At 70.4% G+C, this 13904-nt stretch carries 13 protein-coding genes; 1 reads left to right on the top strand and 12 read right to left on the bottom strand.

The window, feature by feature from the left end; genetic code table 11:
- Positions 1–30: 30 nt before the first annotated feature.
- The 12 genes from AC3RXY_RS07080 to AC3RXY_RS07025 form a co-directional block, all read right to left on the bottom strand.
- The gene (locus AC3RXY_RS07080) at positions 31–1194 is read right to left on the bottom strand and encodes a glycosyltransferase family 4 protein (protein ID WP_491510199.1); all 1164 of its coding nucleotides are present in this window, start codon (positions 1192–1194) and stop codon (positions 31–33) included.
- Between the two features lie 8 nt (positions 1195–1202).
- On the bottom strand, positions 1203–1637 hold the full coding sequence (locus AC3RXY_RS07075) for a DUF2304 domain-containing protein (RefSeq protein WP_491510198.1): 435 nt from the start codon (positions 1635–1637) through the stop codon (positions 1203–1205).
- A complete protein-coding gene (locus AC3RXY_RS07070) occupies positions 1634–2386 on the bottom strand; it encodes a glycosyltransferase family 2 protein (RefSeq protein ID WP_491510197.1) in 753 nt (250 codons plus the stop codon). The genes AC3RXY_RS07075 and AC3RXY_RS07070 overlap by 4 nt, the downstream gene beginning before the upstream one ends.
- A 148-nt stretch (positions 2387–2534) precedes the next feature.
- Positions 2535–4481, bottom strand: coding sequence for a DUF6541 family protein (locus tag AC3RXY_RS07065; protein WP_491510196.1), 1947 nt, complete (start codon positions 4479–4481; stop codon positions 2535–2537).
- 11 nt (positions 4482–4492) lie between these two features.
- Positions 4493–5245, bottom strand: a complete 753-nt coding sequence (locus tag AC3RXY_RS07060; protein WP_491510195.1) for an ABC transporter ATP-binding protein — start codon at positions 5243–5245, stop codon at positions 4493–4495.
- Positions 5242–6177, bottom strand: a complete 936-nt coding sequence (locus AC3RXY_RS07055) for an ABC transporter permease (RefSeq protein WP_491510194.1) — start codon at positions 6175–6177, stop codon at positions 5242–5244. The genes AC3RXY_RS07060 and AC3RXY_RS07055 overlap by 4 nt, the downstream gene beginning before the upstream one ends.
- Before the next feature lie 93 nt (positions 6178–6270).
- A complete protein-coding gene (locus AC3RXY_RS07050) occupies positions 6271–7347 on the bottom strand; it encodes a glycosyltransferase (RefSeq protein ID WP_491510193.1) in 1077 nt (358 codons plus the stop codon).
- An 84-nt stretch (positions 7348–7431) separates the two neighbouring features.
- Positions 7432–8901, bottom strand: a complete 1470-nt coding sequence (locus AC3RXY_RS07045; RefSeq protein WP_491510192.1) for an LCP family protein — start codon at positions 8899–8901, stop codon at positions 7432–7434.
- Positions 8898–9365, bottom strand: coding sequence for a 5-(carboxyamino)imidazole ribonucleotide mutase (gene purE, locus AC3RXY_RS07040; RefSeq protein WP_491510420.1), 468 nt, complete (start codon positions 9363–9365; stop codon positions 8898–8900). The genes AC3RXY_RS07045 and purE overlap by 4 nt, the downstream gene beginning before the upstream one ends.
- 173 nt (positions 9366–9538) lie before the next feature.
- The gene (locus tag AC3RXY_RS07035; RefSeq protein WP_491510191.1) at positions 9539–10708 is read right to left on the bottom strand and encodes a 5-(carboxyamino)imidazole ribonucleotide synthase; all 1170 of its coding nucleotides are present in this window, start codon (positions 10706–10708) and stop codon (positions 9539–9541) included.
- Between the two features lie 41 nt (positions 10709–10749).
- Positions 10750–11268, bottom strand: coding sequence for a PH domain-containing protein (locus AC3RXY_RS07030; RefSeq protein ID WP_491510419.1), 519 nt, complete (start codon positions 11266–11268; stop codon positions 10750–10752).
- Positions 11269–11396: 128 nt separating this feature from the next.
- Entirely contained in the window at positions 11397–12161 is a 765-nt protein-coding gene (locus AC3RXY_RS07025) for a biotin--[acetyl-CoA-carboxylase] ligase (RefSeq protein ID WP_491510190.1), read from the bottom strand.
- 144 nt (positions 12162–12305) lie between these two features.
- Here AC3RXY_RS07025 and AC3RXY_RS07020 point away from each other — a divergent pair, with 144 nt between their 5' ends.
- The gene (locus AC3RXY_RS07020) at positions 12306–13904 is read left to right on the top strand and encodes an acyl-CoA carboxylase subunit beta (protein WP_491510189.1); all 1599 of its coding nucleotides are present in this window, start codon (positions 12306–12308) and stop codon (positions 13902–13904) included.

Genomic DNA, 13904 nt, shown 5'->3' with positions numbered 1-13904 from the left:
GTCCCGGTGGGAATCGCGCAGGACGGAAACCTAGCGGGAGCGCGTCGCGCGCAGCACGGCGTCGGCAGCGCGGCCGGCGACGGCGACGAGAGAGACGTTCTCGCGCGCCCATCCGGAGCGCTGGGCTCGCAGCCGCTCTGTCGTGCCGTCCGCCGCCTCCGCGATCAGCGTGCGCATGGCGTCTGCCACGGCGTGCGGGGTGAACGCCGTCGCACGGCCGAGCCCGTTGTCCGCGACCAGCCGTGCGCCCGTCTCCGGCCCGGCGAACAGCACAGGGGTTCCCACCGCTGCAGCCGCGTAGGTCTTGGTCGGGCGGGCGAAGTCGTAGCCGATGCCCGGCGCGATGCTCACCAGGGAGGCGACCGCCCCGCGGATCTGGCGCGCTGACTCGTGCGGGCTCACCACGCCGCCGAAATCAACACGTCCCGGAGCGATCTCCGCCGCGACCCGACGCAGCTCCCCCTCCACGACACCCTGCCCGAAGAACTTCACCCGCACGTCCGGGTGCTCGTCGCCGATGAGAGCGAGCGCACGGATGAACACCTCCGGCTGCTGCCACTCCGACATCGTGCCGGTGTAGACGAAGAAGGGCGCCTCCGACGCGGCGGGCTCCACATCGGGGCGGAAGACGTCGGTGTCGATGCCGTTGCCCACCGTGACGATCTTGCGCGGTGACGCATCGAGGGCGACGAGCCTCTCCGTCACCTCGTCGGAGACCGAGATGATCACCCTGGCCCTGCGCAGCACCGCGCGCTCCATGAAGCGCATCACACCCACCACCGGGCCCGGTGCGCCCATCGAGATCACGCCGTCGGTCCACACATCTGCCGCGTAGTACGCCAGCGGACGACGCTTGAGGACCGCTGCGAAGGCCGTCACCAGTCCCGTCGTGGGCGGCGACTCTGCGACCGCGACATCGAAGCGGCTGCCGAGCAGGCGCACGAGCAGCGGCAGGTCGAAACTCATGTACTGCACATAGCCCCGCACGTTCCCGCCCGCATCGCGCAGCACCGGCCACCGCCGCACAGCAACGCCCGGGGCGTCCGCGACGGCGGGCGCGTGCTCTGGCGGCCGGGTGGTGAGCACCCGCACATCGGAACCACGCGCGTCCAGCGCGCGTGCGAGAGCGCCGAGACGGAACGCCCCAGCGCTCACCTCCGGCGGAAAGAGCCGGGAGGCGATGACGGTGCGCACGCCGCCGCTCATCGGCCGCCCTCCGCCGGTCCGTCGGCGGCATCTGCTTCCGCGGGCCCGCCGGAGGCCTCGACGGAGTCCCCGATCGCGCGGCTGCCCCGCTCGATGCGCTCGATGCGCTGCTCGTGCAGGGCGGAGTCCTCGGCGAGCGTACGCAGCTTCTCCTCCACCCGGGTGAGCTCTGCACCGTATTGCAGGCTGACCAGGAACAGCAGCACGATGGCGACGAAGAACACCAGGTTGGTGGGGACGTTGATGCCCAGCGCGCGCGCCGCCCAGCCCAGCGTCTGCGGGAAGACGGCGACCACCAGCGCCAGGACACCGCCCACGAGCCACCAGATCGCGTGGCGTTCGCGCAGCGTGGACCGACGCATCAGCTCGATGATCGTCCACAGCGCCAGCAGCGCGGCGACGATGCCGAAGACATAGGTCACGGTGTTCACGATGCGACTCCCTCCCGGCTCTCCTGCGGCACGCTCGTGCGCGGGCGCATCAGCGCAAGCAGGAAGGCGATACCCGCGCGCAGGAGGTACACCGCCGCCTTGACCGGGCTGTGCGATGGCTCCCCCGCCTGTCGCGGCCGCATCTCGACGGGGATCTGCCGGATGATCAGCCCCGCCCGCGCCGCGATGACGAGGGCTTCGATCGTGTCGCCGAGGTACTCGGCCGGGTACGTCTGGGCGAACAGGCGCGTGGCCCGCGGGCCCGCGGCCTTGAAACCGCTGGTGACGTCGGTCAGACGCTCTCTGGCCACCGCGCTCACCGATCGCGCGAGGAAGCGCATGGCCCACTTGCGCGGACCGCGGACGCCGTAGCTGCCCACGCCCGCGAACCGGGCGCCGATCAGAATGTCTGCCCCCTGCTCCGCAAGACCGTCGATGAGCGCTGGGATACAGGCGGGATCATGCTGCCCGTCGGCGTCGACCTGCACGACCACATCGAAACCGCCCCGCACCGCAAAACGGAATCCAGCGCGCATCGCGCCGCCCACGCCGAGGTTGAACGGCAGACGAAGCACCTCAGCGCCCGCAGCCTCGGCTGCCCGGCGGGTGCCGTCGCGCGAGCCGTCGTCGACGACGAGGCAATACGCGTCGGGAACGGCGTCGCGGACGCCCTGGACGACATCCGCGACGGAGTCTTCTTCGTTCCAGGCCGGGATCACGACGAGGACGGACGGGGAGACCGGACGCATCGTCTCCGATCCTAGCGACCGCACCGGAGGCCGCTGCGCGGCCTCGCCGAGTCACCAGGGTTTTCTGGTCCCCGGCCGGCGGCCGGGGACCAGAAAACCCTGGTGACTCGGCGGGCGAGGCGTGCGGGGGAAGCGCTACCCGGCCGTGTCATCCGCACGCGGTGATGCGCCACAGCGAGGCTTCCCCGACCCGGTCGACCTCCTCGAAGCCGGCGCGGTCGTCGAAGTCCGTCATGCCGGGCATCACGTACCGGCCAGGACCCTCCTCCCCGGGGCCGAAGTCGAGCACATACCGCGGATCGCCGAACACCGCCAGCGCGTCGCACACCGCGGGATCGTCCGCCGCCTGGTTCAGACGCTGCGCCAGCAGCTCCCATTCCGCGGTGCGCGGCGGAGACCAGGTCCGGGGGAAGACGTCCTCGCCGCTGAGCATGTATCCGAAGGCCATCCCGGTGGAGGGGTTGCCGATCACCCGCTCGCCGTCATCGACGTGCGCGGGGAGCTGTTCGAGCAGCTCCCGCTCATCGGGCGAGAGGTAGCTGTCTTCGTTCGAGGTGTAGCGCGACTCGGCGTCGAAGGTGTTCTCCAGGAAGGCGGGCATCGCGACCGGGCGCAGCACGGCTCCGGCGACAACGAACACGGCGACCACGACCAGAGCGACCGCGGAACCGCGATCGTCCGCCTCGTCGCGCGCACCGCGCACCCGTCGGATACCACGCACGATCGCGTCGACACCGATGGCCGCGAGCGGGATGATCACGATCGGCGCGAGGGACGCCAGGCGATACGGATCCGCGTACCACGCGCCCAGGATGTCGACGCGCACGATCGGCGCTCCCACCGCGGCGACCAGCACATAGAGGGCGGAGACCGCGAGCCAGGCCACCACCAGCCAGCGCCAGGAGCGGCGGCGCGCGGCGGTGACGAGACCGATGAGCATCAGCACACTCACCCCGATGTGGAAGGGGATGCGCATCTGGCCGTTGAGCAGGATGTCGATGAACACCTCGGCTTTGCCCCGGAACGGCGGCCAGTGCGAGCCGCTGGTCGTCCTCGAGAACATCAGCCACACGCCGGCGAGAACGGCCCAGACGAGCACGCATCCGCCCAGCCGCACCACCACCGGGGTCGGGGCGCGCAGCATCCGCGCCGTCAGCCAGATCGCGCACAGCAGCCCCCACGCCAGCAGCGCTGCCGGCTGGCAGAGAACGAGAGTGCCGGCAGCGAGGCCGGCCAGCACGACAGCACGCACCGCTCCGCGCCACCCCATCGCGGCCTCCTCCGGTTCCCGCGGCGCGCACAGGGTGATCACCACGGCCAGGGCGGCCGGCACCAGCGCCGTGGAGAGCGCGTTGGGGAACAGCACGCCCCACTGGAACATCAGCAACGGGAACAGATGCAGCGAGCCGGAGAGCACCGCGGCATACGCCGCGATCACCCGGGAACGCGTTGTCACCAGCGCGAGCCAGGCGATGCCGAGCGGCCAGACGAGGGCGGCGATCACGATCGTGAAGGCGTTCGCCGCGAGTGCGATCTCGACCCCGGTGATGAGCACGACCGCCGAGACCACCGCATGCCAGGCGGCGGGATAGAAGCCGGTTCCGCCGATGAAGCTCGACACGGCCAGCGGCGAGGCCGATGACGTCTCGAGGATATGACGGACGGCGTTCATATGGAACACCGCGTCATTCGTCTGCGAGATCGCCGCGGGGTCCTCGACATAGGCTCCCAGACGCCAGGCCCCGACGACGGCCCCCATGGCCAGCGCCGTCCACAGCAGGCCGGTGGCGCGGCCACGGAACGACGGTGGGTCCCAGCGTCCCAGCACGAGACCGAGCACCCAGGCCGCCAGCACGAGCCCGCCGAGCGCGGCCCCGAGGCTCACCGACGTCCACGCGATGCCCGCGACGCCCAGCCCCAGCGCGGAGAGTCCGATCATCCCCACCCCGGCGACCGGGGCGAAGGCGGCGAGCGCGATCCCGCGGAAGCCCAGCCCTGCCAGGGCGAGCATGCCCGGGGCGAAGATCAGCAACGCCGTGATGCAGACGACCGGGGTGGCGCCCAGCCAGGCGCCGACCATCTCGACGCCCTGCACCGCCGGATCCACTAGGCGTCCACCAGCTCGATGGCCCCGGCCACGGGTCCGTCGTAGATCACGTCCCCCTTGTTGATCACGATGCCGCGCGTGCACAGCTCTGCGACCATCTCCATGTCGTGGCTGACCACGACGAGGGTCTTGCCCTGGGCGATGAGCTCCTCGAACTTCAGACGGCACTTCTCCCGGAAGGGCGCGTCGCCCACCGAGAGGATCTCGTCGACGAGCAGCACATCCAGCTCGACATGGATCGCGACCGAGAACGCCAGGCGCATGAACATGCCGGAGGAGTAATGCTTGACCTCCTGGTCGATGAACTGCTCGATCTCGCTGAACGCCACGATCTCGTCGTAGCGCTCCTCGATCTCCTTGCGCTTCATGCCGAGGATCGCCGCGTTGAGGAAGACGTTCTCCCGCCCGGACAGCTCCGGGTGGAAGCCGGCGCCGACCTCGATGAGGCCGGCCACCCGACCGCGGGTCAGCACCTGACCGGCATCGGGCTCCATGACGCCGGAGACGAGTTTGAGCAGGGTCGACTTGCCGGAGCCGTTCAGACCCAGGATCGCCACGGACTCGCCCTCGTTGATCACCAGGTCGACCCCCTTGAGCGCCTCGAAGGTGCTCGTGGTCTTTCTGCGCCGGATCCAGGCCACCACGGTGTCCTTGAACGAGAAGGCGTGGTTGAGGGTGAAGGTCTTCTTCACGCCGTCGACGATGACGCTCGGGCGCGAGGGCGCAGCGGGTGCGGGGGAAGGAGTGCTCATAGGTCTTGCGCGAACCTTCCCTCGAGGCGGCGGAAGACCGCCTGCCCGATCAGCAGCGTGGCGACCGAGATCAGGAACGCCCACAGCGTGTTCCACCCGAGGTTCGGCGGCAGCGTCCAGGGTGTTCCCTCCGGGCCCGCTGCCAGAGCGACCAGATCCTCGCTCACCGGGTACCAGAAGGCGTAGTGGAACAGCTCGACACCCTGGGTGATGGGGTTGAGCAGGTAGATCTGCAGGATCCAGTCCGGCCAGGCCAGAACCGTGAGGGCCGACTGCACCTGGGTCCAGGCGTAGAGCACCGGCGATGCCCAGGTGGCCAGCAGCAGCAGGAGCTCGACGATGTTCTCCGCGTCGCGGAACCGCACGTTGACCGCCCCGAAGAAGAGCCCGAGGCCCAGGGCGAAGACCATCACGATGATCATGCCGGCGAGGATGGCGAGAACCGACAGCACGGAGACGTGCACGATCCACCCCATGAACAGGCAGACGAGCAGCAGCAGCGCGACCTGCGGCAGGAAGTGCACGAAGGCCACCATCACCGCCGAGACGGCGAACAACTGGCGCGGCAGGAACACCTTCCGGATCAGCGGTGCGTTGCCGACGATCGACGTGGTTGCGTTCTTGTAGGCCTCGGAGAACAGGTTGATGACCACGATGCCGCTGAACAGGTAGACGGCGTAGTTCGGGATGCCCCGGTTGAGGTCGAGGAAGAGGCCGAGCACCACGAAGAACACCGCGAACTGCGCAGCCGGCCGCACGTACGACCAGGTCCAGCCCAGAATCGAGTTGCGGTATCTGGTGGTGACGCCGGTGCGGATCAGCAGGTACAGCAGATAGCGCCAGCGGATGACGTCACTGAGGCCGCGAGCGCGGCCCGGCACGTCGAACTCGCTGCGCGGCACCGCCTCGAAAAGCGCACGGGAATCGGTCACGGGCTCTCTCACTCGATCATGGCGGTCCGGTCGGGTCCGCCGCCAGGGCTCAGAACATCCTATGCGGACGCGCGCCTCGCACAGGGAAACGCATCACAGGTCGGCGTGCAGGCCCCAGACCTGCTCGGCTGCGCCCAGCCAGCTGAACGCCCTGGCACGGTCTGCGGCGAGCACGCGCAGGCGCGCGGCGTCGTCCCCGACCGCCGCGACCACGGCATCCGCCAGCTCATCCGGTGCGACCAGGAGGCCGCCGTCGGCGATCACGTCCCGGTAGACGTCGTTGTCGAGCGCCACCGTCGGCACGCCCAGCGCCATCGCCTCGACCGTTCGCCACGGCCAGGACGACACGGTGTCGACCATCACGAACGCCGATGCGCCGGCGAGCACGGCCGCACGGGTGTCCTGGTCGTATGCCCCACGAACGTGCACGCGCCGCTCCGGCAGCCCCGCCGCCGATGCACGGTCGATGATCTCGGGTTCCGCGCCGTCCGGGGCGTCGACGACGACGGCGTCGACGTCGGCCGCGGCCGCGGCCGCGAAGCCGCGCGCCAGTTCCTCACCGCGCCCGGACACCACCGCGTAGGGGGCCGTGAGCTGGGCCTGCGCCTGCCGCTCCGCCGCGTCGGCCGGCACGGCGAACCCGCGCGGCGGGGCGCCGGCGATCACGCGGACCCGGCCGCCGACGGGCGCGATCTCCGCGATGCGTCCGGCGATGCCGTGCGTCGGCACCACGATCGCGTCTGCGTGCTTGACGGCGCGGCGCAGCATCCCCCGCTGCCACATCACGATGGGTTTGGGCAGCAGCTCCGGATTCTCCCACGCGCGCAAATCCCACACGGTCACGACGGTCTGGTCGTGGTCGTTGACCCGATCGTGACGCACGAGCGGGGCGAGAAGCGTCGGCGCGTGGATCAGTCCGCCCCCGACGCCCGGCGCCACTCCCAGCTGCCACGCCGCGGCCAGCTCGCGGCGGCCGAGCGGCATGCGGCGCACGTCGGCGATGCCGGGAATCGTGAGCTCTTCGCCCCCTGCCGGCACGATCGCCTGCACCCCGCATCCGGGCGGGGCCGTTTCGACGAGCGCGTAGGCAAGCGCGAGCGATGCCTCGGCATGTTCCTGCTCGAGGGGACTCACGACCTGATCCAGGACGACGCGCAGCTGGGGACCCACGGTACAGACATTATCCGTCCGGGACATCTGTTCCTGACAGGACGCCCCGAGGTCGAGCGCGCGCACCCCCGCCGCGGGCGGCGCTCAGGGCTCCGGGGTCTCCTCCGCCGGCGGATGCAGGGCGTCGTGCACGAGGCTGCGCACGTGCTCCCAGTCCGGATACTCCTCGTCGACGCCGTTGGCGGGGGTCAGCTCGATGGTCGCCAACGGCAGCTGCTTCGCCTTCAGCATCAGCTCGAAGAACTCGGGGATCTTGTCCTGCGGCAGATCGGTCTGCACGATCGCGGTTCCGGCGGAGACCATCTCGTTGAAGCGCGTGAACACGTTCTGCGGGGTGAACTGCGCCAGGATCGCGGCCTGCAGCTGTCGCTGACGCAGCATCCGGTCCCAGTCGCTGGTGGTGTAGCGCGAGCGGGCATACCACTGCGCCGTGTCGCCGTCCATGTGCTGCAGCCCCGGCTCGATCCAGCCGATCGCCCAGTCGTCCGGGTCGATGCCGTCCCAGTCGTCCGGCACGCCCCCCTTGGGCAGCCGCTCGGAGACCTCGATCTCGATCCCGCCGAGCGCGTCGATCAGCTGGGCGAAGCCGTCCATGTCGATGAACACGTAGTACGGGATCTCGATGCCCATGATGCCCTCGACGGCATCCTTGGTCGCCTCGACTCCCGGCGTGGACCCCTGGGCCTCCGCATCGGGGTAGAGGCCCTGCTCCCAATAGTCGTTGCGGCAGACGTCGACCTCGGTGGTGAGCTGGTTGACGCCGCTGCTCCACCCGCACTCGGAGTCGCCGTAGCCCTCATGGCCGTCCGGGTAGAGATCCTGCATCGGTCCGTCCGCGAACGGGAAGTGCGGCAGATCACGGGGCACACCGGTGATCGTCACCGCGCCGGTCTCGGCGTTGACCGAGACCACCGAGATGCTGTCGAAGCGCATCGAGTCCCGGCCTTCGCCGCTGTCGGCACCGAGCAGCAGGATGTTGTAGTAGCCCTCCGAGGGCGGCAGGCTCGGCCCGCTGCTGGCGAACACCGTGGTGATCGCGCCGCGAGCGCTGCCGATCACGGTCGCCGCGTAACCCGCCGTCCCGACCAGCAGGGAGCCGATCAGAGCCGCGACGACCGGCATCGCGATGCGCGCATAGGGCTTGACCTTCACCAGGCGGATCAGCCGGATGGTGTCGAGGGTGAGCACCAGCCAGACGACGGCGTAACCGACCAGTGCAACCTGCAGCAGCGTGAGGGCGAGCCAGGAGATCCACCCGCCGCCCGCGAACAGCCACAGCATGCTCTGACGCAGGAACAGCAGCCCGGCGACCAGCAGGGCCGCGGCGAACCAGAGCACGAGCGTCGTGCGCAGCCCGAACCGCCCGAGGCGGCGGTTCCCGGCGAGCACCTGGGCCGATCCGGGAACGAGCACGTTCAGCGCGATCAGCCACCAGCCGCGACGGGTCATCACCGGCGGCGATGATGCATCGGGGTGCCGGAGCGGGCGCTGCTCCACCGCACGCGGCCGCGCCTCTTGGCGCGCCCGCGTGCGGGGGGCGTCGGCAACGGTCACAGAGAGTCCTTCAGCCGGCGGTTCTTCTCCTCGACCTGGCCCTCCAGGTCGCGCGCGGCGGCCTCGACGCGGTCGGCCAGGGCGGCGTCGCCGGTGCCGAGGATGCGCGCCGCGAGGATGCCGGCGTTGCGGGCGCCGCCGATCGACACCGTCGCGACGGGGATGCCGGCCGGCATCTGCACGATCGACAGGAGCGAATCCATGCCGTCGAGGTAGGCCAGCGGAACGGGGACGCCGATGACCGGGAGCGCGGTCACCGACGCGATCATCCCGGGCAGGTGCGCTGCCCCTCCTGCCCCGGCGATGATCACGCGGACGCCGCGTGCGCGGGCCTCTCGGCCGAAACGCACGAGCTTGTCCGGGGTGCGGTGAGCCGAGACGACCTCGACCTCGTGCGGAACACCGAACTCGGTGAGCGCCGCAGAAGCGTCGCTCATCACGCGCCAGTCGGAGTCGGAACCCATGATGACGCTGACGAGGGGGGACGGGGAGGAGTGCAACGGCTCGGTCACCCGTCCAGGCTAAGGGCGGGTGCTGTGAGCTTCCCGGCGGCACGCGGCGCAACAGCAGGGCCGACCGCGGTCGGATCCGGCTGCGGCGGGACGCGCCGCGCCCGTCACGCGCCGGGCGCGGCGGATCAGTCGAAGCAGGACGCAGTCGCGCGCGCGAGGTAGACGACCTCGTCGAGTTCGGACCCCGTGGCGTTGACATGGCCGACCTTGCGACCGAGCCGGGATGCCTTCCCATAGGTGTGGATCTTGGCGTCCGGGTGCGTCTTCATCGCGACGGCGAAGCGCTCGTCGATCGAGACGCCCTGCGGTCCGCCGAGGATGTTGATCATGACAGCCCAGGGCTCGCGCATCCGCACATCCCCCAGGGGCAGATCGGCCACGGCACGCAGATGCTGCTCGAACTGCGAGGTCACCGCACCGTCCTGACTCCAGTGGCCGCTGTTGTGCGGTCGCATCGCGAGCTCGTTCACCAGGATGCGCTCATCGGGGGTCTCGAAGAGCTCGACAGCGAGCATGCCGGTCACGCCCAGGCCGGTCGCGATCCGTTCGGCGATCTGCGCTGCGGCGTCCGCCGTCCGCTGTCCCGACTGCGGTGCCGGGGCGATGACCTCGGCGCACACCCCGTCCCGCTGCACCGTCTCGGTGAGCGGATACACCGCGGTCTCGCCGCTCGGGCGTCTGGCGATCTGCTGGGCGAGCTCGCGCTGGAACGGCACGAGCTCCTCGACCAGCAGCGCCCCGCCCTCCGCCTGGGCGGCGAACCAGTCGGCGGCCCCGGAAGCCGCGCCGACGACCCGCACCCCCTTGCCGTCGTATCCTCCGCGCGGGGTCTTGACCACCGCGCGCCCACCGTGATCGTCCAGGAACACCTGGAGCTCGTCCTCGTCGCACACCGCAGCCCAGTCCGGTTGCGGAACGCCGAGCTCGGCGAGACGGGCCCGCATGGCCAGCTTGTCCTGGGCGTACAGCAGGGCGTCCGGCCCCGGATGCACGGCGACCCCGTCGGCGACGAGCGCTCGCAGCACCTCCTGCGGCACGTGCTCGTGGTCGAAGGTGATCGCGTCGACCTCCGCGGCGAAGCGGCGCACGGTGTCCAGGTCGCGGTAGTCCCCCACGGCCGTGGCCGCCAGCGATGCCGACATCCCCTCGTTCTCGGCGAGCACGCGCAGCTCGATGCCGAGCTCGACCGCGGGGGCGATCATCATGCGGGCCAGCTGGCCTCCGCCGATCACGCCGATGCGCAACGCCATCCGAGTCTCCGTTCGTCGTGGGGTGGTGCGCCTATTCTCGCGCACCCGGCCGGCCGCGTCGCCCGTCCGAGAAGCAGCCCGGCCGCTCAGCCGTCCTGCACCGCGACGGACGCGGTGGCCTGCGCGTCACGGTGGGCCATGATCTGGCCGACCTCGATCTGGTCGGCCAGGGTCTCGTGCACCAGCGTCACGCTGGGCACGTTCACCAGACGCAGCGGTTCGTCCAACCCGTTCGTGAGGACGATCGTCCCGGCTCCCCACAGTCGTTGCAGGACGCCGCGACGCACCGCGATGGTGTACCCGCGGGCATGGGACATCTCCCGCCGCCGACCGCGCAGGCCGTTGCTGACGATGACGCGCCGCGTGGTGATCGTGTAGGTGCGGGATGCCCACACCAGGGAAGGCACCACCACCAGCAGCACGACCGCGCCGCCAGCGGCAGCCAGCAGCATCCAGTCCTCGAACCCCGCGGGCAGGTTCCCGAACAGATACCCCACGGCCCCGGCGACGGCGATCAGCACGAGCGCCGACCAGAACAGCCGGCGGGCGTGGCCGCGCAGACGCACGATGAGCAGCTCTCGCTCTGGCGCGCCGGATCCCGGCATCAGGGGGCGCCCGGTCAGCGCGGCGGTCTCGCTCACCCCTTCATTGTGGCGGCCCCGGCGGGCTTCACCGTCCGCACGCGGGGCGTGTCGCAGCGAGTCCGGCACCGCGACAGGCCGCGTCGCCGTGATCAGGCCGGGCGTACGTGCACGACGTCACCCGCCGCGACCGGATGCTCAGAGCCGGCGGCCGCGACCACGAGCCGTCCGTCCTCGGCCAGCCGCACCGCCTGCCCGGTGATGGCCGCGCCGCCGGGGAGCGAGACACGCACGTTCCGGCCGAGGGTGACGCAGCGCGCGGAAAGCCGCTGATGCAGGCCGCTCGCCAGCGCGGAGCCGTGCTCGGCGATGCCGGAGAGCAGACCGTCCAGACGCGCGAGGTAGCCGGAGAGCAGCAGATCCAGATCGGGCTGCACGCCCTCGACCGCGAAGGACGTGGCGGTGGGAACCGGCAGATCCGCCGCGGCCATCGCGGTGTTCACTCCGGTGCCCACCACCACCGCGGCGTCTGCGGCCTCCACCAGGACACCGCAGATCTTGCGGTCGTCGACCAGGACGTCGTTCGGCCATTTCACACCGACCGTCCGCCCGTCGATCTGTGCGGCGACGGCCTCGGCCATCGCCAGACCCGCCGCGAGCGGGATCCAGCCGCGCTCGGCGACCGGGACGTCGAGATCACGCAGAAGCACGGACACGGCGAGCGCAGACCCGGCCGGAGCCGTCCATCGGCGATCGAGCCGGCCGCGCCCGGAACGCTGGTCTTCGGTCACGAGCACCGAGAGGTGGGGCCAGGCCACCGCGTCGGCGGCGACGGCGAGCAGGTCGGCGTTCGTCGAGCCGGTCGAGGCGACGACATCCAGGCGGGCGGCCGCGGCTTCGGTGAGAGGCAGGTGCATCCCGTCACCCTATTCCCCCGCCCGGCGACCGGTCCTGCCCGCCACCGGCCGGGCGCTGCCGGGCCGAGCAGAGGCACGTCCTACAGCGATCCCCCGTTCCTGTTGTCGAGAACCTCCAGCGTCGCCGGATGGCCCGCCGCTAGGGTGGAACCCGTGACCGACCAGCCCGATCTCTCGACCACCGCCGGCAAGATCGCCGACCTCCGCGCCCGCTACGCCGAGGCCGTCCTCGACGCAGAGCAGGCCTCCCAGGAGAAGCAGCACGCCAAGGGCAAGCTCACCGCCCGCGAACGCATCGAGATGCTCGTGGACCCGGGGTCCTTCGTCGAGCTGGACGAGTACGTCCGTCACCGCACCACCTCCTTCGGGATGGACCGTTCACGCCCCTATGGCGACTCCGTGGTCACCGGCGTGGGGCGCATCCACGGGCGCGTGGTCTGCGTGTACTCGCAGGACTTCACGACCTTCGGCGGGTCGCTGGGCGAGGTCGCCGGCGAGAAGATCATCAAGAGCATGGAGTTCGCGCTCCGCAACGGCGTGCCGATCATCGGCATCCTCGACTCCGGCGGGGCACGGATCCAGGAGGGCGTCGTCGCGCTCGGCAAGTACGGCGAGATCTTCCGCCTGAACACGGCGGCCTCCGGCGTCATCCCCCAGATCTCGATCATCATGGGACCCGCCGCGGGCGGCGCCGTCTACGGCCCTGCCCTCACCGACTTCGTGATCATGGTCGACAAGACCAGCCAGATGTTCGTCACCGGCCCTGATGTCATCAAGACGGTCACCGGCGAGGACGTCGGCATGGAGGAGCTGGGCGGCGCCTACACGCACAACACCCGGTCCGGCGTCGCACACTACCTCGCCGAAGACGAGGATGACGCGCTCGATTATGCGCGCACGCTGCTGAGCTACCTGCCGGACAACAACATGGCCGAGCTGCCCAGCTACACGTCGGGCTTCGACTGGGAGACCACCGACGCAGACGGCCGGCTGAACACCGTCATCCCCGACTCCCCGAACCAGCCGTACGACATCCACGAGGTGATCGAGCACATCGTGGACGACGGTGAGTTCCTCGAGACGCAGCCGCTGTTCGCGCCCAACATCGTGGTGGGTCTGGGCCGCGTCGAGGGCCGCTCCGTCGGCATCATCGCCAACCAGCCGTCGCAGATGGCCGGCACCCTGAACATCGAGGCCGGTGAGAAGGCCGCGCGCTTCGTGCGGTTCTGCGATGCGTTCTCGATCCCGATCGTCACCCTGGTGGATGTGCCGGGCTATCTGCCCGGCACCGACCAGGAGTGGACGGGTGTGATCCGTCGCGGCGCCAAGCTGATCTACGCCTATGCCGAGGCCACGGTTCCGCTGGTGACCGTGATTCTGCGCAAGGCCTACGGCGGGGCGTACATCGTGATGGGCTCGAAGCAGCTCGGCGCTGACGTCAACCTCGCCTGGCCGACCGCGGAGATCGCCGTCATGGGCGGACAGGGCGCGGTCAACATCCTGTATCGCAATGAGCTCAAGAAGGCAGCGGAGGCGGGCGAAGACGTCGCGGCTGTGCGCACGCGGCTCGCCAAGGAGTACACGTACAACGTGACCTCGCCGTTCCTCGCGGCAGAGCGCGGCGAGATCGACACGATCATCGAGCCGGCGCAGACGCGGGTGTACATCGCCAAGGCGCTGCGGGCACTGCGCGGCAAGCGCGCGGAGCTTCCCGCCAAGAAGCACGGGAACATTCCGCTGTGA

The sequence above is a fragment of the Microbacterium longlingense genome (genome assembly GCF_058349825.2).
Note: the sequence above shows the minus strand (reverse complement) of the source record. Positions and strands in the feature narration are given on the sequence as shown.